This is a genomic window from Simiduia litorea, from assembly GCF_042853465.1.
In the GTDB taxonomy this organism is placed as follows: Bacteria; Pseudomonadota; Gammaproteobacteria; order Pseudomonadales; family Cellvibrionaceae; genus Simiduia; species Simiduia litorea.
Window position 1 is genome coordinate 889,444 of the sequence record NZ_AP031497.1, and the last position, 26,993, is coordinate 916,436.

The 26,993-nt window shown below is 47.8% G+C and carries 24 protein-coding genes, 1 other RNA gene and 1 pseudogene; 21 read left to right on the top strand and 5 right to left on the bottom strand.

What is annotated here, in order from left to right:
- Window positions 1-37 precede the first annotated feature (37 nt).
- The 6 genes from ACGHTT_RS03910 to ACGHTT_RS03935 all read left to right on the top strand — a co-directional run bounded on the left by ACGHTT_RS03910 (window position 38) and on the right by ACGHTT_RS03935 (window position 6,132).
- Window positions 38-1,237 carry a PilT/PilU family type 4a pilus ATPase gene (locus ACGHTT_RS03910; protein ID WP_390593643.1) on the top strand — a complete coding sequence of 400 codons (1,200 nt, stop codon included), beginning with the start codon at window positions 38-40 and terminating at the stop codon, window positions 1,235-1,237.
- Window positions 1,238-1,371: 134 nt separating this feature from the next.
- Window positions 1,372-2,157 (top strand): substrate-binding periplasmic protein, encoded by a 786-nt coding sequence (locus ACGHTT_RS03915; protein ID WP_390593645.1) that lies wholly within the window; start codon window positions 1,372-1,374, stop codon window positions 2,155-2,157.
- Between the two features lie 70 nt (window positions 2,158-2,227).
- The gene (locus tag ACGHTT_RS03920) at window positions 2,228-2,689 is read left to right on the top strand and encodes a nuclear transport factor 2 family protein (protein WP_390593646.1); all 462 of its coding nucleotides are present in this window, start codon (window positions 2,228-2,230) and stop codon (window positions 2,687-2,689) included.
- 306 nt (window positions 2,690-2,995) lie between these two features.
- Complete coding sequence (locus ACGHTT_RS03925; protein WP_390593648.1) at window positions 2,996-5,275, top strand: NADP-dependent malic enzyme; 2,280 nt, start codon at window positions 2,996-2,998, stop codon at window positions 5,273-5,275.
- 19 nt (window positions 5,276-5,294) lie between these two features.
- Complete coding sequence (locus ACGHTT_RS03930; RefSeq protein ID WP_390593649.1) at window positions 5,295-5,465, top strand: hypothetical protein; 171 nt, start codon at window positions 5,295-5,297, stop codon at window positions 5,463-5,465.
- Window positions 5,466-5,469: 4 nt separating this feature from the next.
- Window positions 5,470-6,132 (top strand): glutathione S-transferase, encoded by a 663-nt coding sequence (locus ACGHTT_RS03935; RefSeq protein WP_390593650.1) that lies wholly within the window; start codon window positions 5,470-5,472, stop codon window positions 6,130-6,132.
- A 54-nt stretch (window positions 6,133-6,186) separates the two neighbouring features.
- Here ACGHTT_RS03935 and ACGHTT_RS03940 read toward each other — a convergent pair whose 3' ends face one another.
- Window positions 6,187-8,964, bottom strand: coding sequence for a CHASE domain-containing protein (locus ACGHTT_RS03940; protein ID WP_390593652.1), 2,778 nt, complete (start codon window positions 8,962-8,964; stop codon window positions 6,187-6,189).
- Window positions 8,965-9,524: 560 nt separating this feature from the next.
- Between ACGHTT_RS03940 and ssrA the strand changes: the two genes are divergently transcribed.
- Window positions 9,525-9,912: a transfer-messenger RNA gene (gene ssrA / locus ACGHTT_RS03945) on the top strand.
- Window positions 9,913-10,048: 136 nt separating this feature from the next.
- Window positions 10,049-10,198 (top strand): hypothetical protein, encoded by a 150-nt coding sequence (locus ACGHTT_RS03950; RefSeq protein WP_390593653.1) that lies wholly within the window; start codon window positions 10,049-10,051, stop codon window positions 10,196-10,198.
- A gap of 139 nt (window positions 10,199-10,337) precedes the next feature.
- On the opposite strand, the gene ACGHTT_RS03955 is transcribed toward ACGHTT_RS03950, so the two are convergent.
- Window positions 10,338-10,553, bottom strand: coding sequence for a GDCCVxC domain-containing (seleno)protein (locus tag ACGHTT_RS03955; protein ID WP_390593654.1), 216 nt, complete (start codon window positions 10,551-10,553; stop codon window positions 10,338-10,340).
- 1,041 nt (window positions 10,554-11,594) lie between these two features.
- Here ACGHTT_RS03955 and ACGHTT_RS03960 point away from each other — a divergent pair.
- From ACGHTT_RS03960 to ACGHTT_RS03970, 3 genes are read left to right on the top strand one after another with little or no spacing between them, the layout of a single operon-like run.
- Window positions 11,595-11,945, top strand: a complete 351-nt coding sequence (locus ACGHTT_RS03960; RefSeq protein ID WP_390593656.1) for a DUF3592 domain-containing protein — start codon at window positions 11,595-11,597, stop codon at window positions 11,943-11,945.
- A gap of 25 nt (window positions 11,946-11,970) precedes the next feature.
- Window positions 11,971-12,942 (top strand): ankyrin repeat domain-containing protein, encoded by a 972-nt coding sequence (locus ACGHTT_RS03965; protein WP_390593658.1) that lies wholly within the window; start codon window positions 11,971-11,973, stop codon window positions 12,940-12,942.
- A gap of 27 nt (window positions 12,943-12,969) precedes the next feature.
- On the top strand, window positions 12,970-14,115 hold the full coding sequence (locus tag ACGHTT_RS03970) for a hypothetical protein (protein WP_390593660.1): 1,146 nt from the start codon (window positions 12,970-12,972) through the stop codon (window positions 14,113-14,115).
- A gap of 41 nt (window positions 14,116-14,156) precedes the next feature.
- Here the strand turns inward: ACGHTT_RS03970 and ACGHTT_RS03975 are convergent, their stop codons facing one another.
- Window positions 14,157-15,104 carry a helix-turn-helix domain-containing protein gene (locus ACGHTT_RS03975; protein ID WP_390593662.1) on the bottom strand — a complete coding sequence of 316 codons (948 nt, stop codon included), beginning with the start codon at window positions 15,102-15,104 and terminating at the stop codon, window positions 14,157-14,159.
- A 114-nt stretch (window positions 15,105-15,218) separates the two neighbouring features.
- On the opposite strand from ACGHTT_RS03975, the gene ACGHTT_RS03980 reads away from it, so the two are divergent.
- The 6 genes and pseudogenes from ACGHTT_RS03980 to ACGHTT_RS04005 all read left to right on the top strand — a co-directional run bounded on the left by ACGHTT_RS03980 (window position 15,219) and on the right by ACGHTT_RS04005 (window position 19,781).
- Window positions 15,219-15,623 carry a rhodanese-like domain-containing protein gene (locus ACGHTT_RS03980; RefSeq protein WP_390593663.1) on the top strand — a complete coding sequence of 135 codons (405 nt, stop codon included), beginning with the start codon at window positions 15,219-15,221 and terminating at the stop codon, window positions 15,621-15,623.
- Window positions 15,616-16,107, top strand: coding sequence for a GNAT family N-acetyltransferase (locus ACGHTT_RS03985; RefSeq protein WP_390593664.1), 492 nt, complete (start codon window positions 15,616-15,618; stop codon window positions 16,105-16,107). The genes ACGHTT_RS03980 and ACGHTT_RS03985 overlap by 8 nt, the downstream gene beginning before the upstream one ends.
- Before the next feature lie 649 nt (window positions 16,108-16,756).
- Window positions 16,757-17,005 (top strand): RtcB family protein, encoded by a 249-nt coding sequence (locus ACGHTT_RS03990; RefSeq protein WP_390593666.1) that lies wholly within the window; start codon window positions 16,757-16,759, stop codon window positions 17,003-17,005.
- A 13-nt stretch (window positions 17,006-17,018) separates the two neighbouring features.
- Window positions 17,019-17,978 (top strand): annotated as a pseudogene (locus ACGHTT_RS03995) (RNA ligase RtcB family protein).
- A complete protein-coding gene (gene prfH / locus ACGHTT_RS04000; protein ID WP_390593667.1) occupies window positions 17,972-18,673 on the top strand; it encodes a peptide chain release factor H in 702 nt (233 codons plus the stop codon). The pseudogene ACGHTT_RS03995 and the gene prfH overlap by 7 nt, the downstream one beginning before the upstream one ends.
- Before the next feature lie 151 nt (window positions 18,674-18,824).
- Entirely contained in the window at window positions 18,825-19,781 is a 957-nt protein-coding gene (locus tag ACGHTT_RS04005) for a hypothetical protein (RefSeq protein WP_390593668.1), read from the top strand.
- A 305-nt stretch (window positions 19,782-20,086) separates the two neighbouring features.
- Here ACGHTT_RS04005 and ACGHTT_RS04010 read toward each other — a convergent pair whose 3' ends face one another.
- Window positions 20,087-20,578 (bottom strand): hypothetical protein, encoded by a 492-nt coding sequence (locus tag ACGHTT_RS04010; protein ID WP_390593669.1) that lies wholly within the window; start codon window positions 20,576-20,578, stop codon window positions 20,087-20,089.
- Window positions 20,575-20,931 carry a winged helix-turn-helix domain-containing protein gene (locus ACGHTT_RS04015; RefSeq protein WP_390593670.1) on the bottom strand — a complete coding sequence of 119 codons (357 nt, stop codon included), beginning with the start codon at window positions 20,929-20,931 and terminating at the stop codon, window positions 20,575-20,577. Before ACGHTT_RS04015 ends, ACGHTT_RS04010 begins: the two co-directional genes overlap by 4 nt.
- A gap of 560 nt (window positions 20,932-21,491) precedes the next feature.
- Here ACGHTT_RS04015 and ACGHTT_RS04020 point away from each other — a divergent pair.
- The 4 genes from ACGHTT_RS04020 (at window position 21,492) to ACGHTT_RS04035 (ending at window position 26,966) form a co-directional block, all read left to right on the top strand.
- Window positions 21,492-21,749: a type II toxin-antitoxin system ParD family antitoxin gene (locus ACGHTT_RS04020; protein WP_390593671.1), complete on the top strand. Its 258-nt coding sequence runs from the start codon at window positions 21,492-21,494 to the stop codon at window positions 21,747-21,749.
- A gap of 21 nt (window positions 21,750-21,770) precedes the next feature.
- Window positions 21,771-22,055, top strand: coding sequence for a type II toxin-antitoxin system RelE/ParE family toxin (locus tag ACGHTT_RS04025; RefSeq protein WP_390593672.1), 285 nt, complete (start codon window positions 21,771-21,773; stop codon window positions 22,053-22,055).
- 1,328 nt (window positions 22,056-23,383) lie between these two features.
- Complete coding sequence (locus tag ACGHTT_RS04030) at window positions 23,384-24,643, top strand: DNA cytosine methyltransferase (protein ID WP_390593674.1); 1,260 nt, start codon at window positions 23,384-23,386, stop codon at window positions 24,641-24,643.
- Window positions 24,630-26,966: an McrB family protein gene (locus ACGHTT_RS04035; RefSeq protein WP_390593675.1), complete on the top strand. Its 2,337-nt coding sequence runs from the start codon at window positions 24,630-24,632 to the stop codon at window positions 26,964-26,966. The genes ACGHTT_RS04030 and ACGHTT_RS04035 overlap by 14 nt, the downstream gene beginning before the upstream one ends.
- Window positions 26,967-26,993 lie beyond the last annotated feature (27 nt).

Here is a 26,993-nt window from a genome sequence, read left to right on the forward strand (position 1 = left end):
CCTATACTTGAGCCTAGGTTGATACTGGAAGTCTGTGATGAGCACGCCAATAGATAATTTACTCAACATACTTGCGAAGAAAGATGGATCAGATTTGTATCTGAGCACCGGTGCACCACCTTGCGCTAAATTCCAGGGGCATCTAAAGCCGCTCAATCAAACCCCTTATACCGCCGGTGAAATTGAAGCAATTGCCGACGCCATTATGGATGATGAGCAGCGCAAAGTTTTTAGTGCGGAGCTAGAAATGAATTTGGCGATATCCATTGCTGGTGTTGGCAGGTTTCGCATCAACATTTTTAAACAGCGCAATGAAGTGTCTATCGTGGCGCGCAATATCAAGGCTGACATTCCCAAGTTTGAGGATCTTCGATTACCCGAGGTGTTAAAAGACATAATTCTCACTAAGCGCGGCTTGGTGCTTTTTGTTGGCGCCACGGGTTCGGGTAAGTCGACCTCGCTAGCGGCGCTCATTGATCACCGCAACAGTACGAAGGCTGGGCACATTATTACTATCGAAGACCCAGTGGAGTATGTGCATCGGCATAAGAAGTCGATTATTAATCAGCGCGAGGTGGGGGTTGATACCCGCAGCTTTCGCAACGCCTTGAAAAACACCTTGCGCCAGGCCCCGGATGTGATTCTTATTGGCGAAATTCGGGATCGAGAAACCATGGAGCATGCGCTTGAGTTTGCCGAAACCGGGCACCTGGCCATCTCCACGTTACATGCCAATAACGCCAATCAGGCGCTGGAGCGGATTATCAACTTCTTTCCGGAAGAACGACGACCACAGCTGTTGTTGTCGCTATCGCAGAACTTGCGTGCCTTCGTATCCCAGCGCCTTATCCCCACCATTGACGGCAAGCGCTGTGCTGCGGTGGAAATTCTCATTGGCACCAAGACAATTCAGGAGATGGTCTACACCAGTCGCTTTCATGAAATTAAGGAAATTATGGAGAAATCGGAGAATTTGGGGATGCAAACCTTCGATGGCGCGTTATTCCACCTATTTAAGGAAGGGCGTATTAGCCAAGATGAGGCAATCGCCAATGCCGACTCTGCCAACAACTTGCGCCTGCGGATAAAGCTCGATAGCCGCAAGGTCGGTGCTGAGGCACAACCTAGCGCCGATGCGGCACCGGCAGAGGTTGAGAAGCCGGCCGGCCTGTCATTTGGCAGCTTGTCATTGGAAGAAATGGATGGTGACGATGAAGAGAATGGCATCCATAAATGAGGCTGAGTTCTCAATACTGTACTAATATTGTTGAATTCGGCGCCAAATTAAATGGGTGGTGATAGGATGCGCGACCATTAAATTGATAATTGTTGGCTGTTATATACAGGCGCGAGGTTTTTCTGGGAATAAGCATGTGTAGGCCCTTCATTTGGTTCGTAAATTTTGCCTTGCTGGTCTTTGCCGGCATGGTTTGCGCGGATGATGCTAATAAACAACGCATCGTTATCGGCATGGGAAATTTCGAACCTTATTTTATCGCCGACAAAGAAAGCGGCCTCTTTACAGAATTGATTAATGCTGTGTTTGTACACATGCCTGATTACAAGCCGGTGTATAAGTTTGGTTTTAGTAACGCTGCATTGTGGGCGAGTTATGAGGCTGCTCGAGTTGATGCGGTAACTAACCTCTTCGATTCGATAGCGGTCGAAGGTTGTCGCACAGATCCGGTTTTTTTGTATCGCGACGTGGCTATTACCTCGGCCATTAATGCACCATCCATTGAATCGGTGGCAGATTTAGCGGGGCTAAGTATTGTAACGTTTCAAGGTGCGAGTAAATTTTTTGGTCCAGAATTTTACAGTGTTATTCGCGCAGATAAGTACAGTGAAACAGAAAAGCCGGAATTACAGGCGCGTATGCTAATGGGCGGGCGTTACGATGTCAGCGTAGGAGACCTGCTGATTTTCCTCAACGCGAGAAAAAAACTGCGCGCGAGGCCAGCAGACAAGGATGCCGAATTTTCGATACATATCCACGATATTTTCCCGCAAATTATGGCCAGCATGGGCTTTCGGGAGCAGGGATTATGTGATGCATTTAATGCAGGCTTGAAAGCGGTCAAAGACTCGGGGGAGTACACGGCCATTTATCGCCGTTATTATAAAGCATATGACTATATCCCTTCCGTAAACGAGTAAGTGAACACGGTAGTTTTAAAGGTAAATGGCTGCTATCTTGCTTGAGAGTATTATCGACAAGAGCCATATTATGAATCTCAAACCCTCTCTGTATGTTTTTTTCCTGTTACTGTTTTCACAGCCACTATTCGCTCAGGATAAGGCTCAGCTCACGCAGCTACTGATTAACTTTCTACACGCAACCGACAGTGCCGAACAACACCAGCGGTTTTGGGCGGACGATTTAATTTACACCAGCTCCGCTGGAAGCCGCTTTGGCAAGGCGGAGATTATGGCTGGTTTCGCCCCATCGAGTGATACTGAGGAGGGTAGCGAAAACGAGGGTGATACCGTGCAGACATACGCTGCTGAAGATGTTGATATCCGTCTTTTCGGTACAACAGCGGTTGTTGCGTTTAAATTAGTCGGCACCAGTGCGGGAAATGAAGGAGCCCATACTACCTACTATTTCAATACGGGCACGTTTGTGAAGCGAGCCGGGCAGTGGCAAGCCGTAGCTTGGCAGGCGACAAAGATTCCCGAGTCAGATTAGCTCGTCGAAGTGCCGGTGCGTCATCGAACGCTAGCGGCTTTAAGCACCGATCATTAAAAGTACTTCTATTTTTGGTTTGCTTTTATATAAGTTGTGTCTACTCAAGCTAGGCATTTTCGCCATTCCAATCCGCGTATATAGCACCCACCTAGCTTAGCTCGGTGGGTGCATGGCGTATAGCCTAAGCGCAATGTTATGATAGCCCTTCCTGAGGTCGCGATTTCATCTTGGCTCAAGCTAGAAGTATTTCACGGCTGCAAAATGCAACCAAAATATCCATTCGCGTTAGGTTACCCAGAGGTAAGCATGTCAGACGATCGTCAAATACCCAGCCGCCATCCCGCTCTCGATTACCACGAATTCCCAAAGCCTGGAAAGTTGGAGATAAGGGCCACCAAACCTTTGGCAAATGGTCGGGATTTAGCGAGAGCTTATTCACCTGGTGTTGCCGAAGCCTGTTTGGAAATTGTTAAAGACCCTTCGGCGGCAACGCGATACACCGCTCGTGGAAATTTAGTCGCGGTGGTGAGCAATGGCTCTGCTGCATTAGGCTTAGGTAACATTGGCCCGTTGGCGTCTAAACCTATTATGGAAGGCAAGGCTGTACTATTTAAAAAATTCGCCAATATTGATTGTTTCGACATTGAAGTGAATGAAAGTGATCCGGAAAAGCTTGCTGAAATAGTAACCTCGCTAGAGCCTACCTTTGGTGCGATTAATCTAGAAGATATTAAAGCGCCAGATTGTTTTATTGTCGAAAAACTGTGTCGCGAGCGGATGAATATACCGGTCTTTCACGACGATCAGCACGGTACAGCTATTGTTGTTGGCGCTGCGGTAACGAATGCCTTGTTGGTTGCCGATAAGGCCTTTGAGGATATTAAAGTGGTATCCACCGGTGGTGGTGCTGCGGGTATCGCTTGTCTGAATATGTTGGTGAAACTAGGCGTTCAACGAAAAAATATTTGGTTATGCGATATCGACGGCCTTGTGTACGAGGGCCGCGAGAGCCAAATGACTGAGCAAAAAGCCGCTTTTGCACAAGCCAGTGAGCTGCGCAGTTTGGCGGACGTTATTGACAATGCCGATTTATTTTTAGGCTTGTCAGGGCCTGGTGTATTGAGCCAAGACATGGTTAAAAAGATGGCGCCTCGGCCCATTATTTTCGCGCTCGCGAATCCAACGCCTGAAATCATGCCCGATTTAATTCGCGAAGTTGCGCCAGAGGCCATCATTGCGACAGGTCGATCGGATTTTCCCAATCAAGTTAATAATGTTTTGTGTTTCCCGTTTATATTCCGCGGTGCCCTAGATGTAGGGGCCACTGAAATTAATGATGCAATGGAGTTGGGCTGCGTTGAAGGCATCGCGGCGTTAGCTCGCGCCTCCTCCAGTGCCGAAGCGGCTGCAGCCTACAAAGATGAAAGTTTAAAATTTGGTGCCGATTACTTAATTCCGAAACCCTTCGATCCACGTTTGTTGGCAACTGTGGCTTGCGCAGTGGCTAAAGCCGCGATGGAAACCGGTGTGGCTGCGCGCCCGGTGGAAGACTTACAGGCCTATAAGGAAACATTGAATCGCTCGGTGTTTAAGTCAGCGCTGATTATGCGTCCTGTGTTCGACGCGGCTCGGCAGGCGCAGCGCCGAATTATTTTTGCCGAAGGCGAAGATGAGCGAGTTCTGCGTGCAGCGCAAGCCGTTGTTGAGGAGCTCAATTATAGGCCTATTCTCATTGGTCGCCCCGAAGTCGTCGAAGCGCGCTGTGAGCGCTTTGGCCTATCGGTACGGCCGGGTGTGGAGTTTGAACTTATAAACCCAGAGCACGACGATCGTTTTCGCGATTACTGGTCAACTTATCATCAATTGATGCAACGTAAAGGCGTAACACCGGATTTGGCTAAAGCTACCATGCGTACAAATGCCACCGCTATCGCGGCCGTCGCTGTTCAGCGCGGCGACGCCGATTCAATGATCTGCGGCACCTTCGGCCAGTACCTCTGGCATTTGAATTATGTAGAGCAAATCATTGGTTCCGGTTCACTGCGTTCGGTAGGCGCTCTATCGTTAATGCTGATTGAAAGTGGGCCACTCTTTATTGCTGATACGCATGTTTTTCCCGAGCCAACACCCGTACAGATTGCCGACATAGTAACGGCTGCCGCAAGACATGTGCGCAGGTTTGGCTTGAAGCCGCGCATTGCACTGTGCTCGCAATCACAGTTTGGCAATATGCAATCCAACTCTGGCCGCACGATGCGTGCTGCGATTGAATTGTTGGATGAAAAAACCGTCGATTTTGCGTATGAAGGCGAGATGACTCTAGATGTTGCTTTAGATCCAGAGCTACGCCAGCGCATTTTCCCTAACGCACGCTTTTCTGAGCCAGCCAATGTTTTGGTATTCGCCAATGCCGACGCCGCTAGCACAGCGAGAAACATTCTCAAAATGTGCGCAAACGGGTTAGAAGTTGGGCCTATTTTAATGGGCATGGGTAACAAGGCCCATATCGTCACACCAGCAATCACTGCGCGCGGTCTGCTAAATATTGCCGCTCTGGCTGGCACTCCGGTGCAGCATTACGGCTAAATCATTTACCGAGGTTGCTATGGGTAAGACTATTGTTAAGTTTGAAATTGAGAAAGAAACAAAAAATAGCGTGCGCTATAAAGAGGTGCCGGCAGAGGGCGCTGCGCCTATTATTGGTAGCCTCTATGTACAGAAGTGGTTTGCCGGTGACGCTAAGGTGATAGAAATCAGCATCGATAAAAAGGCCTAGTGGTGTGACAGATCCGCACCACGCTTTACCCATTTTATATTCGTTTCGTCGTTGCCCCTACGCGATGAGGGCGCGGCTGGCGTTGAAGGTGGCGGGCGTTGAGGTACAGTTAAGAGAGATTTTACTAAAAAATAAGCCGCAGCCAATGCTTGAAATTTCACCGAAAGGTACGGTGCCGGTGTTGCAGTTGCCGTCGGGGCAGGTAATAGACGAAAGTCGAGATATCATGGCATGGGCTGCAATGCAATCTGGCGGTGAGCTCTTGGTTGCAAGTGAAAATGTGGCGCAGACATGGCTAGATATCAATGATTTTGAGTTCAAACAACATCTCGATCATTATAAATATGCCGATCGATACCCTGAACGGCCGGCGGCGTTTTACCGTTCTGCCGGCGAGCGCTTCTTAATGCGATTAGAGCAGCAGCTGCAATTGCAAAAGAAAGCGGGTGTTCCAAACTATTTATTAGGGCTGAGCTTATCGCAGGCGGATATCGGAATTATTCCGTTTGTTCGGCAGTTTTCTATGGTGGACCAACCCTGGTTTGAGTCTACTGGTTATGAATGTGTTAAAAAATGGTTGCACTATTGGTTGGGGTCCGAAATTTTTAGTCGAGTTATGCGGCGCTACCCTCAGTGGCACGCTTCAGAGGTGCCAACAATTTTTTAAATCGCATAGAGGTAAATAGTCGCATATTTTTTGATCTTGAGTATGGATATAGGCTTAAACCCTATTAATGCCAGTCTTGCAGTGTTTTAAGACCTTTTTTACGAGTTCTTGTTCATCGATTGGCTTGGCGATATGATCGAGCATGCCCACCTCTAAACAAGCATTAACATCGGTGCTAATAGCATTGGCTGTCATGGCGATAATGGGGATGTGGCGAGTATTTGGATCTGCAATAATTCTTTTCGTCGCTTCAATGCCATCCATGACCGGCATTTGCAGATCCATTAAAATAAGGTCTATTTTATTGTTTTCTTTGAGAAAGTTTATGGCTATAAAACCATTTTCTGCTACAAAAACCTTGGCGCCAAAATCTGCCAGCATATAGGTTGCCAATTCTCGATTGGTGGGCACATCTTCCACCACTAAAATATTCATGTTTTTTAATGGTGTATCATCTGATCTATACTTTTCTGTAATGTTGCGTGATTCGCCATCTTCGCTTTCGTCTACCTTAAAACAAAGTTGAACGCTAATTTGGGTGCCGATATTAATTTTACTTTTTAGACTGATGCGTCCGTCCATTGCTTCAACTAGCTTTTTGCAGATAGATAGGCCGAGGCCAGTGCCGCCATAAAGCCTTTTGGTTCCTTTTTCGGCTTGTGAGAATGCGCTAAATATTTTCTCTTGTTGTTCCTTTTCAATTCCGATACCTGAATCTATGACTTTTAAGTTGAGCGCGATATGTTTGTCATCTACCTCTTCGCTATTGACTTTTAAAGTCACGCCCCCGCTGCTGGTGAATTTAATGGCGTTATTGCATAGGTTGATGAGAATCTGCTCTAGTCTTAGAGGATCGCCGATTAATCTTTTGGGTGTGGATGGGTCTACGTGAATTTGAAAAAATATACGTTTTTCTTCCGCTAGATTTAAGAAGATTACGTAAATTTTATCGATGATGATATTTAGGTCGAAGCTTATTTTCTCTAGTTCTATTCTTCCAGACTCTATTTTTGAATAATCTAGTGTGTGATTTATAAGCGACATGAGTGTGCTAGAAGCAAGCTGGGCTTTGCTAAGATGGCTTCGTTGTATTTCTGAGGTCGGTGTTTTTAATGTTAGCGCGATGAAACCCATAACAGCATTTAGCGGTGTTCTCAGTTCATGGCTCATATTGTTGAGGAAGTTTGTTTTAGCTAGATTTGCTTTTTCTGCAGAGTTTTTTTCTTTGTTGAGTTCTAGTGTTTTTCTTTCAACCTCTGATTTAATGTTTTCTGTTGTGCCTGTGATCAGTAATATAAATGCTTGAAATAACGCAGCGAGTAGAAAGCCAAAGGTTAAAATGCTCCAGCTGGTCCAATCTTTTGATCCAATTTTATACTCTGCATCAGCAAACACCGTTACTTCTAGCTTTCGACCGCCAAATGTCATCGGTATGGTTTCTGGTTGGAAGCCTAACAATTTCGCTCTCGGTGTTTCATACAGCGTAGAAACAGCATTAGCATCGGTAGTATCAATAAATCTAAGGCCGAATTTCCTTTCTATAAGTTGGTCGACCAAGTTGTCGAGTAAGCCCTGCATTTGAAATACACCACTAATAAATCCCGCCGCTGCGATGTTTGGGTTTTTGGCGGAGAGTGGCGGTGCAGCAAAAATGGGTAGGTAGAGGATGATTGCTTTTTGCTCTCTGTTACTTTGAACCAATGTAATCGGCGCTGTGGCGAGTGGTTCTCCAGTTGCGATCGCTCTAAGTAAAATGGGTAGGCGATGGGGTAGCGAACTAAGATTTAGCCCGAGAGCTTTTTCATTTTGCGCTAACGGGTAGATATAAAAAACAGGATAATAAACAGCTTGCTCCGGCGATGTTACTAAGCTTCCCTCGCCGTTGAGATCTCTAAAGACAAAGTTAGGTGATATTTCTTCTTGAGCGAGTGCTTCATAAAGAGGGCGATTTTCCGCGCTGACGATGGGGGTCCAGCCTACACCTTGGAATACGTGGTCATCTTTTAGGATGTAGCTTGAAAAGCGTTCGAAGTCGACGGCTGTTATGACAGAGGAGCTATTAAAAAATGCATTGTAAGCTAATAGTTTATTTTCCGAGATGCTAAGGCGCTCACTGAGATTTTGCGCAAAGGTGCGCGCTGTGTCGACGATATGCCGTTGTGCGTCCTCTCTCTGATTGACTGTAGAGAGGTAAAATAACAGTGTGATGCCGGAAAATATGGCCGCTGTGGGAACCGCAATTTGCCATTTTCTGACTCTGGTAAAGCGTTTTTCGCGCGAGAAGAGGATAATTAACAAGGGCGCAAACAGCAGCGTACCTATGGTATCGCCGGCCCACCAGGTTAACCAAGTGAAGGCAATATTGGTGGCGTCTATCGCCCCAAGGCCAAATAAACTGCCAGTGCCTACACTGGCCGCAATTAGGCAGCTGACGGGGCTAACAACGAGGGTAAAACGGACAATGCTGGACGGGCTGTCAAACAAAGTATTGGTCAGCAGTTGGTTGAACAGCCAGTAGCCAATAAAGGACTGCACGCTAGCACCTAGGGCAATGCAGGTCGGCAGGGTCAGCATATCAATCGTTATGCCGGTGTAACCGTTAGCCATCACGCCCAAGTTCAAGGCAAAAGAGCCCAGCCCAATGCCGATGCAGGTAGAGACTTTTGGATACAGTAACATAGCGGCCAATGCGACCCCGGATGCCGGCCAAACGGCAGAGGCGAATCCGGGTGGTATAGCCAGCACCAGGCCATATTTACCGGCGATAAAATAGGCCATGCCGGACAGCAGAGACGTGAGTAGAGGCATAATGACAGGGGTAATGGGGCGCATGCCCTAAGATTAGTAGAAGACTGCCTAGATCGCCTGACTTAGACGCCCAGCGCAATAAGCTCATCTCCACTAGGCCTTTGATTACACCCACCCTTGTAATTTGCCCTCGCTGCCCATAGATATAGAAACGTGGAGCACCTATAATCCACGCCCGGCTGCCAAAAGGCGCCGACCAACAGCCCAGCGCTCTTGGTGTTCTCACCGACACAACTTAGTCGCTTCTGTATGCTCGTAAGAGCCACAGACTTACTCTTCTTTCAGCTATCTGTTAGCTCAAAGAAAAGCTTTCAAATGTCTCATGGGCATGATGAAAGAAACTTTTCAAGTGTAGTGGTGATAGGCAAGGCGCCCAAGGCACTAAAAGCGCAGCGTACATTGGTACGTGAGCAGTTTAGTGACCGCCGGGCAACGCAGCTTAACGCCGACACGAAGAAAGAAACTTTTCAAGTGTAGTGGTGATAGGCAAGGCGCCCAAGGCACTAAAAGCGCAGCGTACATTGGTACGTGAGCAGTTTAGTGACCGCCGGGCAACGCAGCTTAGCGCCATTACACGCAGAAAAGGGGCCGATTAGGATTCGACGCCGGTAACAAAACCCGATGTGCATGTCGTGAGGGTAGCCAATCACGTAAATCCAAAGCTGCAAACTATTAGTTGCCAACGATGACAACTACGGTGCTCAACTAGCCGCGTAAGCGGTCTGTGAAGCACTTCTAGTGGGTTCGCCCCTAGCGGTCTCTAACAAGGTGCCAGTACCGCGTTAAAGACTGTCATATAGAACTGGATCGTCGTGAAGCCTGCCTGGGGTGGATCGCCTAAAACTTATCAGGATCGCGTTCGACGTCTCGCCCGCTGGGCTGTCATTCGCTAAATCAATAAGCGGTTCTAAACATGTAGAGCTGACGGCGGAGTACTGGCGGACGGGGGTTCAAATCCCCCCGGCTCCACCAATAACAAACCCCAGCCCCGAAAAGGGCTGGGGTTTTTTATTGGCCGCGAAGCGGTGATTTTGACTCGTTTAGTCGGGGTTCACAAAAGTGCAGGACAGCACTTTTGCACAGCGACTTTAGGAGCTGCCCCGAAGGGGTGAAGGCCACGGATGGCCTGAATGAAATCCCGACGCTTCGATTTTTTATTGGTCACGAAGCGGTGATTTTGACCCTTTTAGCTAGGGCTTGCCTGCAACGGCTGGCGGAAATTCGTGAAATGCATCGCCACAAGGATGTGGCAGATTAGAAGAACGCAGGAGCAGTTGTCGACGCGCAATTATGAGTGAACTAAATTGTTGGGAACAGTTTAGGTCGCTGCGAAGCGGGTTCATTTGTTGTTAAGCAAGCGCCTGGATGTGGAATCTTCGGATCGATTTCAGTGCCACCTATCCTCCGCAACACGCCTCGCCCATTTGTATTGGTGGGCATTTTACGTTTCCGAAGGAGCAGTAAACACAACAGTCTCCTGGAAGAGGGTTTAGCACTGCATGGCAGCCTTCACATTCATAAAACCACTGGCAGGCATCGGTGGGCATGAGTTCTACTTTTTTATGGCCGCATGCGGGGCAGCTGATTTGAGCGTGGCGGGTGACAGTGGTCATTTTTATCTCCAGAGGCTGGCGGCACACTTGCGCGGTTGGCCAGATCAGATCTGCAATGGATGCTGCGAGTAACATATTTAGGGCAGCATAGAACTGGTACGGGCTCTAGGTGTAATGCCACACAGAATAGCGTTTTTCGAGTACGGTACATGGCTCGAGCCCAGATAATAATTTGCGCGAATGATTGACGCGACTTTTTCTGAGCGTCTCTAGATGCTGTCACTTTGGCGCCCTGATTAGTATGGACATACGTAATTGCGTGAAACCTAGCTCTCGTGTCTCGAAGGGCATCCCACTCATTCTTTTGGCTTAAATAGCGCCAGAAAAACCCTACTAACTTCGGTGTGAATTTCGGCAAAAAAGCATTGGAAAGCAACTCCCTTTGTCACGCTTTTTTGCCATCACCTTTTGAGCTATCTACTTATCTTTATTGAAATCAATCGCTTATTGATGGGGCGAATCTGCTGACCAGTGTGCCCTAGCGGCGACGCCGTTGGGCCGAGCCATCAAAAGTAGTCGCAGAAAAAAGTGTGCAGTCATTTTTACCTCTGCTCTATAATTCTGTGACTATGCATGAGATAGAAATTGGCTCTGAGCAGGCAAAGCTGATATCCGCTAAATCAAAAGTCGGTCAAGCCAAATCGCAAGGGTTGGCAGTCCATACCTTTCGTGGGAGGCACTATGCACGTGCGGGGGATATGGCAATAAATACCTTGGTGTCAATATCGCTAAAGGCCATCAGTTTTTCGTTGTTGAAAAAATAAGAAAGTGCCTAAAGGATGGTACCTATAAGCTGAAAGGCGAAGGTGACGAGAGAATTATGTGCGGTGTGAATATTTTTTTAACGCCGTTATTAGTACGCGCTTTCGGAGCCCGGCTTATACCAGTGGAGTTACTGACTTGGATTTATAGCCTTTAGTGCCAGTGTCGTTTGGATTTTGAGGTTTGCTTAGTCGTTTAGCGCAGTCCCTAATTTAATCTGATTGCTTGCAGGTTAATTAAGCTAGGTGAATAAATTGAAGTTAATCAACGGGATTTAATATGACATCAGTCCTTCTAGGCATGGGCCTAATTCTCTTCGCTATGGTTGTGGTCGTTGTTCGCCGAGGCCTGCAGATGCGTAAGTTGGTTGATCATGGTGTGGTCACCACCGCCATCGTGACAAAAATTTTGGGCCACACCGGTGCGACAGGGGTGCGTAGATCTTCTATGCGCTACAGCTTTCAGGATGCCCAAGGGGCCTCATACCAGAATACCGTAATGATATCCCCTTCGGAGCGAGAGACGATGATAGAGGGCGCACATGTAGAAATTATTTACTTGCCCGTAAATCCAAAGGTCAGTGCCTTGGCGCTATCTGTTGAACTCGCCCGAAAAGCACTGGAGAAATAATTGTGAGTCATGATCGGAGCTGGCTATGAAATTTCTAGGTTATTTTTCTGCTGTAGTGTTGATGCTAGTGGCGTTTGAGAGTGTCTCTGAAACGCCAGTGATGCCAAACGCAGACAGAATGAATCAACTCATTAACGAGATGATGCAAGCCCAAGCGCGGGGTGATATGGCTCGGGTCGAGGCTATTGGCCGAGAGATGGAGGCACTTGCATCTGGCGTGCAGTCAGAAGCGTCGTCGCTGGCAAGTCCTAGCACGCCGGAAGCGGTGCGGTTACAACAACGTATGCACGCTCAGCAGAGCGCGATGCAGGCTACTGCAAATAGCCCAGAAAGCAAAATCGGATTAGCCGCGCGCAAAGGCGATTTAACGGAAGTGAAACGCCTTGCTGAAGCCGGCGCCAATCTCAATGTTTATGGCATTAACCCTGGCCCACCGCTGATGGAGGCGGCCAGTGAAGGGCATGTTGATATTGCCAGCTATTTGTTATCCAAGGGAGCCAAGCTACGTGTTGACGGCGCGTTGGCGAGTTTGGATGCTCTCAGACTGGCGGCCGAGGCGTTAGAAGACAATTCGGCAATGATTAAATTATTGGTGGCAGCGGGCGCGTTGGAACAAGAGCCGGTGCAAAATATGGGTTCGAAAATGTTAAAAGAAAGTGAGCGTCAGTCGCCGCTGCCCAACAATATAACCGCGGAGCAAATTGGATCAGGCTCGGCATTGATGGCTGCAATTGAAAAAAACCGAAACAAACACGTGGAAACACTTTTGGCATTGGGGGCTAGCCCGAACGTATGGGCGCACGGAAGAACGGCGTTAATGTTGGCCGCTCGAAAGCTACAACCGTCAACAGTGCGTTTGTTGCTCCATTATGGCGCCAATGCAACCGAGCTAAGCCCTGAAGGTAAGACAGCGTTGCAGTATGCTGAGGCGACAACGGAAACTCTTCAAAATACAGGCAGACGCAAGGCCGTGATCGATGCCTTACACTCCCGTTAATTAATCGCGCAATCAGGATGCCTTATCATGTTACGTACCCTTTTATATTCTCTCTGTATCGGTGCTTTCATTATTGCGAATGGGGTTGGCGCGCAAGAAATGGTGCCCATATCTAGGTTTGGTATTACCGAAACCAATGGGCTGGTGGTGACCGTTACGCTTGGTGGCGATGGTGCGCGCGGCGGTAGTCAGCTCTTGCTGGTATTTGACATGAATAACGGGTCTACCCGTAAGTTTGATTTAAATCGCTCAAGAGCAGAGTGGGTTGGCGGAAGCGAGAAAACCTTACCGATTTCGGTGCTACCACCGGTTAGGTACGCAGATGTGGTTCGCATGGGAATTGAATGGCACGGCAGCCATGGCGACATAACACAAGAACAGGACGACGTTGATATTAGAAGCCTTATTGTTGAATCCAAATCGACGGGATCTACCTTCGCGCTTCAGAACAACCGCCGAGTCGATGTAGGTTCTGCGCATAATTTTCGTTTGGAGAATGATCAAACCTATTGGCTTGGTGCTATCCGGCCGGAGGTGTCGGTAGGAGGATTTTGTCGGGCCGACAGTGAGTGTGATGACGGTCGGTATTGCAATGGCCCAGAGTTATGTGCGCCGCACGATCCGGCCGCAGATCAACGCGGTTGTATCTTGGCCGCGCCACCCTGCGGCGTTGGAAACGCCTGCAACGAAGAGACGGATCAATGCTCGGTAAGTTGTCGAGATAACGATGGTGACGGGCACCTAGCGGCGAGTTGCGGCGGGGATGACTGTGATGATAATGATGCCAATCGTTACCCTGGTAATGTCGAGATCGCAGACAGCAATGATCACGATGAAGACTGTGATGTAAATACACACGGTTTTTTTCGCGGCGCGGCGAGTACACAAGTTTGCGATGGCCGCGCTCAGGTAGTGTTAGTGGATGCGCGTGAACAATTTACCCGCGCCAGATGTGTAACGGGTACCGTCTGTGTGCAACAACCCAACGGCACCGGGGTTTGTATGCCTGAGCCAGACGGCTATCAAGCACCGACGGCGGCCATCTTGCCCACCGGGCCGCAGCGCGCACCTGCCAATGACGGCGCCAAAAAAGTCGATAAACCTTCAACAGATAAAACCATGAAACCCAGTAAAACAACGTCGATCAAGGAATTGTTGAAAGGCAACAACTAGCGTGCAGAAATCATGGTCAAACGCTCGCTGCATCTGTTCCACTAGGCATTCACCAGCGGGTTAAAGTTTTTTCTGTACAGCGTGGGGCTGATGCCAAACTCTTTGCGAAAATGGTGGCGCAGGGTTGTGGCGTTGTCGAACCCTGCCTGTGCAGCAACGTTTTCGATACTGCAGTTTTTCCCCTCTAAAATCTCTTTGGCCAAATTAAGACGCTGGTGAGTGAGCCACTCTTTAGCGGAGATATTAAAATCGGCGCGAAATTTTCGATCGAAAGTGCGGCGCGACATATTGGCCTTTTGCGCAAAAATATCGATGTGAATAGTTTTGTCCAAATTTTTCAGGGCCCAGTCCACCGCGTTGTGAAACTGGCTATTGCCTTGCGCAATAGGGGTTTCGGCAAATTGTGCTTGGCCGCCTTTGCGGTGTGCCGATAGCACCATGGCGCGTGCTATTTGGTTGGCGGTCTTGTAGCCGTAGTCGTCGCGAATCATTTCAAGGCAAAGGTCTATGGCGGCGGAGCTGCCGGCTGAACAACCCAATAGGCCATCGTAAACATAGAGTACGTCGTCGATGCAGTTCACCTTGGGGAAACGGCTTTTGAATAGGTCGCTATAGGCCCAGTGAGTGGTGGCCGTGCGGCCATCTAGTAAGCCAAGTTCTGCCAATAAAAAAGCCCCTGAACAGAAGGAAATTATCCGTTTACCCTGCGCGTGGAATTGTAAAACCGCACGGGCAATGGGTTCGGGCACAGGGCTTAGTGTTGTCGGCCAGCTGGGAATTACCAGCGTCGTGAATGGGTCTAGGTTGTCTATCTGGCGGGCGCAAATATGAAAGCCCGCGGTGGTTTTTAATGGCCCAGCGCTGAAACTCACGAGGTCGCATTTATACCAATCGTCCAGGCTTGGGCGGGGCAAGGCAAATAGCTCAACGGCGCAACCCAGTTCAAAAAACGCCACGTCATCAAAGGCCAGTATGGCAAGGTTTTGCATCGGCTACCCCTTATCGGCAATGGCTTGATATTAACGAAGAATGTCTTTCAAGCCAATGGTGGTTGCTCGGCCAAACGTCAATAATGGCCCCTTATCAAACCCAAGGAGGTGTTTATGTCATCGGTAGTATCTAGGCCATTGGCCGCTAATAGCGAGGCAGCGCTGGCGCATTTTCAAGCGTTGTTGCAATTCGAAACCGACTGCTGGGATGTTCACCACGCCATCAGTAATAACCGCAAGGATTTTGTCTTGCTCGATGTGCGCGGCGAGGAGGCCTTTGGCGTCGGTCATATTGATGGCGCCATTAACCTGCCGCATTCGCGCCTCAACGAGCAGGCGTTGGCGAACTACCCAGCCGATACCTTGTTCGTCGTCTATTGCGCAGGGCCGCACTGTAACGCAACGGAAAAAGCCGCCATAAAGTTGGCCACACTGAAGCGGCCTGTTAAAAAAATGATCGGCGGTGTGACTGGTTGGCTTGATGAAGGTTTTAGCTTGGTGTCTGGCGTCAATGCCTGATCATCGGCTAGTTACTGTCAGGCCTGCGCTGGCCGAGGATGGCCCGCGCATACTCAGCATGATGGGCTCGCTCGCGGCATTCGAAGGTTACGCCGATGATTTTGCCGTTACCCTTGAGGCGCTTGAGCAGCGGCTATTTATACAGCGCGACTTTAGTGTGTTGGTAGCAGACGTGAATGGCTCAGCGGTGGGTATGTTGGTGTATTACTCCCTACCGTTTTCCTACGACTTAACGCCATGGTTGTACATGAAGGAGTTGTTTGTTGAGCCGCACCTGCGCAATTTAGGGGTGGGCAAAAAACTCCTGGCGTCTTTAGCGCGCGAATGCCAAAACGCCGGCGGGCGAAAGATACGTTGGGATGTGTTGGCGAGTAATGAACCGGCCGCGAGGTTTTATAAGGCGCAAGGTGCCGTGGACAATGAGCACTGGCGACTGTTCAGCCTAGACGCGGCGGCGATTGCTAATTTGGCCAATAGCTCCTAACTTTTTCGACGTTACATCTGTTGTTTACGGTTTGTTTCTCTCACGCTCACTCACCATTTTTAACTTCTCGCTTGGATTTCACCCGTGGGCTTTCACATTCACGACAACAATGTAAGGTTGATTTGTTGCGCTGGGATCAACTTTCCGATCCATACTGGTTGATGTTTGGCTAAGGTGTGACGACTTGTGGAATAGTGTGTGTTTAGTTCAAATACATTTCCAGCGCCTTAGCGAAAGTGTTATCTCAGTACTTGTTCGAAAAATAGGCTTGCTAAAACAGAAGTTACGATTTAAAGTGCGCGCCTGTTGGTTTTATATCAACTTAATAATCTTAAACACCCTTTCAAAGGAGGCTCAATATGTTTTACCAAATAGAAAATTCCAAGATGTTGGGCTTCGCTGTTAAAGCTTACTTCAAGTAAGTGATTCTTTGCCCGTTTCAGGGCATACAGATACCAGCCTAAAAAAGTTAATGCGAGCGTTTTAATCTAACGCTGGCTTGGCATCATTTTGCCCCAACATTTTTATCGCGTAGTACTGCGCTTTGGCGTAGGGCATCGCTCTATTAAAAATTTATGGCCGCCCGCTAATGGGGTGGTCAGGGGGATCTCTGTTTCAAAAATCAGCGATCGCCCGCAAGGAAAAAGAAATGGGCAATTTAAAAGATAGTGAAATGGTTGTGCTGCCGGCGTCTAACAAGTGTGTGCCTGTGCGGTTGATTATTTCAAAAGACAATTGGTTAGAAACTGATGCGCTAGATCAATTGCAGCGCGTTGCTGAGTTACCGGGTATGTGTGCGGCCTTCGGGCTACCGGATTTACACCCTGGCAAAGGTCATCCTATCGGCGCGGCGTTTGTCTCGCGCGGTGTGGTGTATCCGCACTTGGTGCGGCAGTGATATTGGTTGTGGCATGGACCTTTGGCAGCTCGATGTGCGCGCACACAAAATTAATGCTGCGCAGTGGGAGCGCAAGCTTAAGTGGTTGGATGATGTTTGGTGTGGCGATGCTGCTGCCTGGCTTAAAACCTTTGGCTTGGATGGCTCACAGGCAACGCAACAGCAAAACCAAAAGCTGGGCAGCATCGGCGGCGGTAATCACTTTGCCGAAGTGCAAGCGGTACAGCAGGTGTTTGATGCGGCAGCGTTGGCGGCGTGCGGTCTCGATAAAAATAGTGTGGTGTTATTGGCGCACAGCGGGTCCCGCGGCTTGGGTCAGGATATTTTAACGCAGCATATTGAAGCTTTCGGCAGTGCGGGTTTGTTAGCTGGGCAATAGCAGGCTTATATGCAGCAGCATGATTTTGCCGATGCCTGGGCTGTTGCAAACCGCGCCTTGATTGCTCAGCGCATCGGCAGCGCGTTGCGTTTAGGGTTGCGGCCGTTGCTCGACGTATCTCACAACCATGTGCGGCCCTTGCGTCATGAGGAGGCGATATGCCTGCAATTGGATGTACAGGCAGGGCAGCGTTATTGGCTGCACCGCAAAGGCGCTAGCCCTTCTACGGAGGGGCTGGTGATGATCCCTGGATCGCGCGGCAGCTTGAGTTACCTAGTACAACCTCGGTCGCAAAATTTAGCGGCTTTGGCACAGGGCGGTTTTTCCGTGGCGCACGGCGCCGGTAGAAAATGGAAACGCAGTGATTGCAAGGCGCGATTACTTAAACACATGCAGGTGAAAGACTTGGAATCGACAGTCTACGGCAGCCGAGTGATTTGCAAACAGCGGGACTTGTTGTTTGAAGAGGCACCGCAAGCGTATAAAAATATTGATCGGGTGGTAGCAGATTTGGTGGCCGCGGGCTTGATAGACCTTGTGGCCAGTTTCAAACCTGTGCTGACCTACAAAACCATGAGGAATTCACAATGCTAAATGCAGATCTAAAAAAGCCAGATAAAAAAATCTACCTGCAAATTAGTGCAGGACAAGGCCCCAGAGAATGTGGCTGGGTAGTGGCGAAAGTTACCAAGCAACTACTGGCGGCGGCCGCTCAGCAAAAGGTGTGCGCTACCCAATTGGAAGTGCGTGCCTTTGACAAAAATGCGTTAAGACAAAATGTGTTAACGCCCGAAGTGGCCAGCTATAAGTCGGCGCTTATTAGCCTGTCTGGTGCGGGTGCCCAGGCTTTAGCTGAGCAGTGGCAGGGCTCGGTAAAATGGCAGGGTGAAAGTCCGTTCAGGGTGGGTCATAAGCGCACCAATTGGTTTGTGGCCGTGCAGTGTGTTGAATGCAGCGAGCTTACCCAGGCTTCACTTGCGCAATTGGAAAAAGACGTGCGATTCGAGGCCACGCGCTCGGGTGGGCCGGGTGGGCAGCACGTGAATAAAACCAGCAGTGCCGTGTGGGCTACGCATTTGCCTACGGGAATAAAGCTGCGGGTGGAATCTGATCGGTCACAGCATCGTAACCGCCGCATAGCATTGGAGCGTTTACAGCTGCAATTGAATGCGGTTGAGCAGGCCGCTGCTCAACAACAAGTGGCAGCGAATCGGCTGGGGCATTATCAACTAGAGCGGGGTAACGCCGTAAAAGTTTTTTGCGGCGCTGATTTCGTTGAAAAGCATTAACGGGTTTTTAATTAACCTTCAAAAAGGTAGCAGGAGAAAACGATGACCATGATTTGCCAATGTAACAAACAAAATTTTTGGGAAAACCAATGTCTGCCAGACGTGTTCGCACGCTGGCGACAGCTAATAGAAAACATGTGGATAACAGAACATGAAATTACAAGACGTAGAAGAAGTTATTGCCTGTCTCGGCGATGAGCGCCGGATATTTCGCTATTTTAAAGATCGCTATTGTTTTGACTTGTTAGTGTTAGCGCTACAGCGCCAACAAATGGCGCAAGTCAGCGTGTCGCAATTAAAAGCCGGGTCTTTGGCGCGTTACCTGCAAAAGCCAATTCTGGCCAATGCCTTAAAACACTGTGGCGCCGGCGTGTTAGACATAAACAGCTTTGGCCCAGTGGAGCCGGTGCAAACCTTGCCTTTGTCCATCACCTTGGCGCGCTGGGGAGAGGGCGATAGGGGCTGGGATCAAACCTCGCGCAACCAATGCAACCTAGTGTTGCAACTGAATTTCGATAGCGGCCATAACGCTCGCTATCATCGTCTCGTTAACCCCGCAAACGATTACGGCCCGTTCGAATTCTACGGCCACCCTATACATAAACAAGGCCGGAAAACCCTGGCCTGGGTGCGCCTAGATATTGACTTTACAACCGGTGAAGTACTCATAGAAGAAATTCAGAACGATTGGCTTCGCAAAGCGAAAGGCGTGCTAGACCGAATAAACCGCCGCCGCACCCGCAGCCCGCAGGCCAAACCGCAGGACGTGATTCGCACGATTAATGGCAGTTACGAAGACCTCGTCACTTATGTCGAGACAGAGCTGCAACCCTACCGCGCGCTTTGGTCTGAGGCCGCCATGCTGGCTGCCATCCGCTTCATAAAAGATGACTTGGGAATCAACACGGTTTACTACCACAGTTTCGACACCGGCATAAAACTCAAGCGCGTCGGCGGTGCACCACCACGCTCCATGTACACCACACTGCCCAAGCAATTCGGTTTCGAACTCACCACCGAAGTGCCGGCGATGTTGGCTACACACAAACATTCTCGGCGCTATATCAAAGCGATAGAGAAGCCTAGTTGGTTTAGGCGGGAGCTATAAAGAGAGATGGTGGGAAGGTGATAGGTAATGGGTTTGGGGTTTAGGTGCAGTGATAAGGGGGGCGCTTATTAGTCTTAAGCCGCAAGCCGCCAGATGGTTTTCAATTGCTAGGGGGTTGGTTACAGAAAGTTGGCCGCAGGCAACGAGCAATGGTACTGCAAGCCACTTAACGTTCGGTACCGCGCCTAGTGTGTCGGTCACGTATTTAAGTTTGCAATCACAAACCGCTCTATATCGACCATCTCTAAAATGCCGTCCTTTTTAAGTCTGTCATGGTAACTGGCTATTTTTAGGAAAGCTTCCTGTCAGCTTTCTTTTATGCAGAAAACCCTTATTTCATTCGGGCTAATCTTGTGACAAAGCATGATGCATAGCGCCTGAACCAGTGATTGCTTGTCTTGCCAATGGAAATAGGCTGCAAGCCGGTCTTTAACTACATCGAGAGCAAGCAAGATCGGTATTGCGCCTTGTTCTGTTTTAAATTCGGTATGCTTTGTAATGAACTCATCGCCAACTGACAGTGGCGCAGAAGGAAATTCGACAACAATGTCGGTCTTGTCACTCACATAAACTCTACCCTTTTTCTGAAACCCTAATGCTTTCATGGCCCTTTGTAGGGCGCTTGGTGATTGGTAAGAAATATCTACCATGTCGATATCTTTGGTTAGATAGCGGTTATCTGTATAGCAGGCCACGGCTAACCCGCCCACTAAAACAACGTCGATATTTCTCGCTTTTAAGTGCTGCGCAATATGGCCGGCGAGCTGAAGCATTGAAAATTGCGAGATATCTGTCATAGCGTTAACTTGGTTTGTTTTGTAGTTTTACTGCGCGGTACTTTTAACGATTTTTCATCGGCATACACCACAGGCTTCTCTGCTTTGCGGGGTCTGTTTCGAGTCATCGTGAGTTTTGTGATTAAGTCTTGAGGGTAGGCCTCAATAGCTTTTCTTATGAGCGCCGTTAGCTGCACTAAGAATGGATAGCGGGGGTTCAGCTCGTACTCTTGTAATTTCCCAATAGCACGGCTTACCACCACGCCATCTTCCTCCATACGGATAAGCTGTTTTTGAATCGCGTTTTGGGAGGAACTATAGAATTCTGCAATCGCCTTACCGTAGCCTCTTTCGCGTAACAGTAAGTAGATCAAGATCTTCTCCTGGCTCTCTGCCCGCAATATACCTTTGAGTACAAACATCGCCTGATACCGTATATACCAACTATTGGTATATATTAACCATAATATGGTTTTTGTAAACCAATAGTTGGTATAACGTAAATAGTGGGGCTATGTAGGGTGATTTAGACGGTCCCCAGTCGCGGTTCGCCATTTCTTCAGTGCTGGGCGTGAGGCATTTTCTATTAAGCTGGCTAACCGATTGGCGTTTGAGCCGAATAGTCGCTTTTATTCGGCTCATTCAGTGAGCCAAATAGCGCCTATATTCGGCTCACCAATAAGCTCAAGAAGTACACAATAGCGTCATATCGCTCTGGATATGTCGATTTTTTAAGAAAATGTAAACATATCGCTTTGACAGGTCGATGGCATCGACATGTAGGAAATGCGAGTGACCAAAGGAAGCGGTAATAATCACCCCAGGGCCCGTTTAGTCTTAGCGCTGCCCTTAATGGCAACGATAATACAAAGATTGACAATCTTTGTATTTCTGCCTAGCCTCTCTTGAAGCAATATCGACCCTTGGAGGCATCATGCATATCTCACTAACAGCCGAACTAGAGTCTCGTGTTAAAGCCAAAGTTGAAACGGGTTTGTACAACAATGCCAGTGAGGTCATCCGCGAAGCCCTACGCTTTATGGAGACCCACGAAGATTGGATTCGCGAAGTAAAGCTGGAGCGTTTGCGGGAGCAACTTCAGGTTGGTGCAGATCAACTAAACCGTGGTGAAGGGATAAGCATCGCGTCAAAAGCCGCGTTGGATATACTGTTCGACGACATTCAGCGCTAGCCAGCAGTGCACGTTTATTCGTTGTTAATATCACCCGTCGCAAAAGAAGACTTAAAAAGTATCTATGATTTTGGGCTTCACCAATGGGGCAAAGCGCAATCCGACAGCTATCTGAACGTGTTAAAAGATCAACTTTGGATGCTCACAGAACAGCCACTCATGGGGGTGGAACGCCCCGAACTCCTGCCGCACACCCGAAGCCTTCCTGTTCAAAGCCATACCCTGTTTTACCGCATTACCGCTACACACATTGAAATTATACGGGTGCTCCACGGCCGCCAAGACCCGCATCGGCAGCTCAAGTAGCGAAACCCTTGCGGTTTGCAAAACACTTTTTGAATCCTGGTCTGTGCAAGGGTTCATTGTGAATGACGTAAAAGTATTTCTTGTCACTTTTTGTGCGAACAAAAGTAACCAGCCGAAGCGCAGCGGAGACCACGCATGAATATGCGAGTGACCGCAGGGTGCGGTAATATCGCCCCAGACTACGTGCTAATCCAGTCAAAGCATCCCATTTAGGGGCCGCGAAAACAGGCGTACCCGAAGCGTCGGACCGGTCAAGCGACATCGAGATCCTGCAGATGGCCGTGCCACGGATAGAGATTGAATATTCGTGAGTTTTCTTTGTCACTTTTGTGCGAACAAAAGTAACCCAGCCGGAGCGTCGCGGAGACCACGCATGAAAATGCGAGTGACCATAGGGAGCGGTAATATCGCCCCAGACTCCGCGCTGTTCCATTCAAAACACCCCATTTAGGGGCCGCGAAAACAGGCGTACCCGAAGCGTCGGACCGGTCGAGCGGCATCGAGATCCAGCGGATTGTAGTCCCATGGAGGGAGGCAATTATTTTTGAGTTCTCTTTGTCACTTTTGTGCGAACAAAAGTAACCAAAAATCGCCCCAACTCCACGCTTATCCAGTCAAAGTACCCCATTTAGGGGCCGCGAAAACAGGCGTCCCTGCCTGATCGTCGCTTAATTGGGCGTCGTTCCCAATTAACCCCAAAATGTGAAACTTTGAATGGGCGCTACGAAACGGGGAGAAGTAGAGCAAAAACAGATCTTTAATCAAACCGGGCGCGGTAATAGTCGCTGATGTGCATGGACCTCGGTGCCCCTTGAGGGTATGCACTAATGCAGTGATGGCAGGAGCCATGGAGCTGCTAATGGGCCGTCCTGCGGATGGCCGCCCCGCCCCAAACTGGGAAACTTTGAATGGGCGCTACGAAACGGGGTGGGGGAAGATCAAAGGCGCCATATACTTGCTAACCCATGGATATCAACATAGGTGGAGGTTAAGGCGAAACGCCGATTCGAATGGGTAACGCAGGCGGCTAAAATGTATACAGAGTGATTGCTTCTAAGTCAGTCTAGGCATTTGGATGTTGTCCGCCAATGCAGCCTTAGCAATTCACTTGGGTTGCTCCAAGTAAGGGCTAATGCATTTAACGCTCTAAGGTATTAAAGTCCCGAGGCTTGCTCTAATTGAATTGAGTGATACTATGCCAAAGCATGTATGAATAGACAGTGTCCGGTCCGCGTGAGGGAAGCGCCGGTTTCATAGTTAGGGTATTAAGTCGTGCGTTCACCGTTACATCAAGCCACACAAATAATCTAAATTTTGAAGTAGAAATAATGTCACACAGCGAAAAATTTGATAATGCGAGAGCGGAGTTGTTAGCTCTTGCGAGTAACCATACCCCTGAAGGTTCATTAGATGACGCGACTGTTGATCAGTGGTTACATGCAATTGCCACTAAAAGCCAATTATTTTGCAATGTAGCTGTTGCTAATCCAGCAGAATTAAAGCAAAGCGTGTTAAAGGTGCTTAAGCGACACAAGCTGTATCGCAATAGGGCTGATTTCTATGGACAGATTTTTGGCGACCTAACACTAAAGCCGGAGCGAGAGCCAAGTTTCCGCTTTATAGATTTATTTGCAGGGATCGGTGGGGTCCGACTCGGTTTTCAACAAAACGGCGGCGTTTGTGTATTTTCTTCCGAATTTGATAAGCATGCTCAGCAAACCTACAAAAATAATCATGGCGAGGTTCCATTTGGTGATATTACAAAGATTCCTGCAAATGATATCCCTGATCACGACGTTCTTTTGGCTGGCTTCCCATGCCAACCATTTTCGCATGCAGGCCTTAAACTAGGGATTGAAGATACCCGTGGCACTCTATTTCATGACATAGCCAATATCCTAGAAACGAAAAAGCCTAAGTTTGCACTGCTTGAAAATGTGAAAGGTTTAATTAGCCATGATAAAGGCTATACGCTCAAGGTTATTTTAAAAACTCTAACCAAAATGGGATATAGCTGTAATATTCCTAAAACTGTTATTGAGCATGGTTCTACAAAACAAATTCAAACCCTAGCCAAAGAAATGGTCCTTAAATCAGTGGACTTTGGAATACCGCAGAATAGACAGCGCATATACATCGTTTTATGGCGTGATGGCGAAGTTGAAAATTTTGAGTACCCAAAACCACTAGGCATTGAAGTTAAAGTTGGTGATAAGCTTGAGGAAAACCCAGATCCTAAATTAACTATTTCAGATAGGTTGTGGGAAGGGCACCAACGTAGAAAAATTGAAAACAAAAAAAATGGCAAAGGCTTTGGTTTTGGCTTGGTTACGGAAGAATCACCTTACACGAATACTATCTCAGCACGATATTACAAAGATGGTAGTGAAGTGTTGATTGAGCAGGTTGGGAAAAACCCTCGGAAGATTAGCCCAAGAGAGGCTGCTCGCTTGCAAGGTTTTCCAGATGAATTTGAACCTAGCGCTTCAAAAGTACAGGCTTACAAACAATTCGGAAATAGCGTTACTGTTAATGTGATTGATGGATTAGCTAAAAAAATTAGGAATATAATAGATGGCATTAATTGATTTAAGTGAGAAGTTTAGAGAAATCAGAAGCTCAGTTGAAAGAGTCAACTTTACTGATGTTAAGCTAACAGAAAAATTCAAAAAAGAATATGAGCTTTATCTCAATGAGAATAAGGCAAATGGTTATTCAAAAGTAGAATTTGCTGAGTTTTCTACCAAAATCACAACCTCAACTGGCAAAGCTATTTTTATCACTAACTTTTGGTTCTATATCGCTGCAGAGCTTTCTAATTATTTAAGTGGGCTATCACAACAAAAGGATATTTTCAAAGAAATATATAAAGACACAGATCTTCAAAAGGCTGCCGTAGCTCTAAGAGATGGCGTTGCCGAACAAGAAAAAAACAAGATTGAAAATTATTTCAATTCAAATGGTTATACAAATAATGATCTTGAGTGTTTTTTGTCATTCGTATCGGATTACAAAAGTTGGGGAGGAGGTAAAACAATAGATCGCAATGATTATTACGTATCCCCATTGTTGCAGGCTGGTAATTTGTTGGCAGAAACTCAAAGTGCAGTAGCTGAAATAGCGAAGCAAATGTCTGAAAATCCAGCTTTGAAAGATTCATTTAAACCCATATTCGTGAATAAGCTAAAATCATCACATACTGATACAAATGGACAAGAGATTTTAAAATCAGAAACAATTAGATCTTTTGTGAAAGAAGTTTTTCAATACTTATATCGTGAAAACCTTAGTGGTCCTTTGTCCTCTTTTTTGGTAGAAATTGAAACCGATTTAGGTAAGAAATATCTAGAGCTTGTCAAAGGGAATAAAAAAATATACAGATTGTTTTTGGTTTCTGAAACCCGCTTGGAAGATTCTGAGCTGACATCAGGTAGCAATATTCGATACTTCAATGAATCATTTAATAATGGTCATCAGTTGTTGTATTTAACGAATCAGTGGGCTGATAATAACGGTGATTCAAAAAATAGTCGTGACTTAGGGGTTTTTTCATCGATATTTAATTCTATTTATCAAAATTTGAAGATAGTAAAAAAAGAGGATGGTTATGTTCTTACTAGCACAACAAATAGCGTTGGCTTGAGAGAGTATTTATCCAAGCCCTTCCTCCTTCTCGCTGGTATCTCAGGCACAGGTAAAACCCGTTTTGTACGTGAACAAGCAAAAACCTCTGGGCAGTTTGCGGAAACCTATTGTTTAACCTCGGTGCGCCCCGATTGGCATGAGCCGAGTGATTTGCTGGGTTATATTTCTCGCCTAGCAAAAGACGGAAAAGCCGAATATATCACTACTGATGTATTGCAGTTTATCGCCAAAGCCTGGCGTGGGATTGCTGCTAGTGGCTTAACCGTTGAAGTTGAAGATAGCGAAGACCAAGGCAAGCGATTAGTTGTAGCAGGTGAACGTGATGAATTAGATAAGGTACTGCCTTACTGGTTATGTTTGGATGAAATGAACCTTGCCCCTGTTGAACAGTATTTTGCTGATTATTTATCGGTACTGGAAACCCGCGAATGGCGCTGGACTGATAACAGGTTTACCTACGGCAGTGATGCGCTATTAAAACCCGCCACCATTAGAGAAGTCGCTGAAAAAGAAAAGCTACGCGAAGCGCTCGGCTTTGATGGCGCGCAATACGATGAGCTGTGGGCACATATTTGCCAATATGGTTTAGGTATTCCGTTTAACCTGCTGGTCGCGGGCACGGTGAATATGGATGAAACCACGCATGGCTTTTCGCGCAAAGTGATTGACCGTGCACTGAGCTTTGATTTTGGCGCGTTTTTCCCGAACGACTATAACGACTTTTTCACTCCGACCAGTTGCAATAAGCGCCTTAGCTATCCTATTTGGTCAAACGCCAGCAAAACAGACTTAACCAACACCTTTGATGTTGATGGCACTAAAACTGTTGCGTTTTTATCGGCCGTCAATACAGTACTAAAAAATACACCGTTTGAGTTGGCGTTTCGCGCGCTCAATGAACTGTTCCTCGCGGTTGCCAGTAGTCAACCCCAAGATGACTTGACTTTAAAAGCGGTGTGGGACGATTTTATGATGTGCAAGATTCTGCCGCGAATCGAAGGCGATGCCGATAAACTCACCACATCCGATAGTAAGGTCTTGTTGGTCGAACTCAACACTGTGCTAGCAGACCAGTTAGCCCCCATTTGGTTAGCGTCTGAAACGGGCGAAGCGAATCAGCGCCCTGACTTGTATCGCGAGAAAATCGTGGCCGATGGTGCTACTGATGAGGAAAAAGTACTTCGCATTCCTTGTCGTTCAAAAGCTAAATTACAGTGGATGAGCGATCGATTAGCCAGTGCCACTTTCACCAGTTTCTGGCCTTAAACAATTGGCCTCAGGGAGGGGGAGCGC

Excerpts from the sequence above, each read along its gene's own strand:
- ACGHTT_RS03910 (WP_390593643.1), top strand. The coding sequence starts at position 38 with ATGAGCACGCCAATAGATAATTTACTCAACATACTTGCGAAGAAAGAT.
- ACGHTT_RS03915 (WP_390593645.1), top strand. The coding sequence starts at position 1,372 with ATGTGTAGGCCCTTCATTTGGTTCGTAAATTTTGCCTTGCTGGTCTTT.
- ACGHTT_RS03920 (WP_390593646.1), top strand. The coding sequence starts at position 2,228 with ATGAATCTCAAACCCTCTCTGTATGTTTTTTTCCTGTTACTGTTTTCA.
- ACGHTT_RS03925 (WP_390593648.1), top strand. The coding sequence starts at position 2,996 with ATGTCAGACGATCGTCAAATACCCAGCCGCCATCCCGCTCTCGATTAC.
- ACGHTT_RS03930 (WP_390593649.1), top strand. The coding sequence starts at position 5,295 with ATGGGTAAGACTATTGTTAAGTTTGAAATTGAGAAAGAAACAAAAAAT.
- ACGHTT_RS03940 (WP_390593652.1), bottom strand. The coding sequence starts at position 8,964 with ATGCGCCCCATTACCCCTGTCATTATGCCTCTACTCACGTCTCTGCTG.
- ACGHTT_RS03955 (WP_390593654.1), bottom strand. The coding sequence starts at position 10,553 with ATGACCACTGTCACCCGCCACGCTCAAATCAGCTGCCCCGCATGCGGC.
- ACGHTT_RS03960 (WP_390593656.1), top strand. The coding sequence starts at position 11,595 with ATGACATCAGTCCTTCTAGGCATGGGCCTAATTCTCTTCGCTATGGTT.
- ACGHTT_RS03965 (WP_390593658.1), top strand. The coding sequence starts at position 11,971 with ATGAAATTTCTAGGTTATTTTTCTGCTGTAGTGTTGATGCTAGTGGCG.
- ACGHTT_RS03970 (WP_390593660.1), top strand. The coding sequence starts at position 12,970 with ATGTTACGTACCCTTTTATATTCTCTCTGTATCGGTGCTTTCATTATT.
- ACGHTT_RS03975 (WP_390593662.1), bottom strand. The coding sequence starts at position 15,104 with ATGCAAAACCTTGCCATACTGGCCTTTGATGACGTGGCGTTTTTTGAA.
- ACGHTT_RS03980 (WP_390593663.1), top strand. The coding sequence starts at position 15,219 with ATGTCATCGGTAGTATCTAGGCCATTGGCCGCTAATAGCGAGGCAGCG.
- ACGHTT_RS03985 (WP_390593664.1), top strand. The coding sequence starts at position 15,616 with ATGCCTGATCATCGGCTAGTTACTGTCAGGCCTGCGCTGGCCGAGGAT.
- ACGHTT_RS03990 (WP_390593666.1), top strand. The coding sequence starts at position 16,757 with ATGGGCAATTTAAAAGATAGTGAAATGGTTGTGCTGCCGGCGTCTAAC.
- prfH (WP_390593667.1), top strand. The coding sequence starts at position 17,972 with ATGCTAAATGCAGATCTAAAAAAGCCAGATAAAAAAATCTACCTGCAA.
- ACGHTT_RS04005 (WP_390593668.1), top strand. The coding sequence starts at position 18,825 with ATGAAATTACAAGACGTAGAAGAAGTTATTGCCTGTCTCGGCGATGAG.
- ACGHTT_RS04010 (WP_390593669.1), bottom strand. The coding sequence starts at position 20,578 with ATGACAGATATCTCGCAATTTTCAATGCTTCAGCTCGCCGGCCATATT.
- ACGHTT_RS04020 (WP_390593671.1), top strand. The coding sequence starts at position 21,492 with ATGCATATCTCACTAACAGCCGAACTAGAGTCTCGTGTTAAAGCCAAA.
- ACGHTT_RS04030 (WP_390593674.1), top strand. The coding sequence starts at position 23,384 with ATGTCACACAGCGAAAAATTTGATAATGCGAGAGCGGAGTTGTTAGCT.
- ACGHTT_RS04035 (WP_390593675.1), top strand. The coding sequence starts at position 24,630 with ATGGCATTAATTGATTTAAGTGAGAAGTTTAGAGAAATCAGAAGCTCA.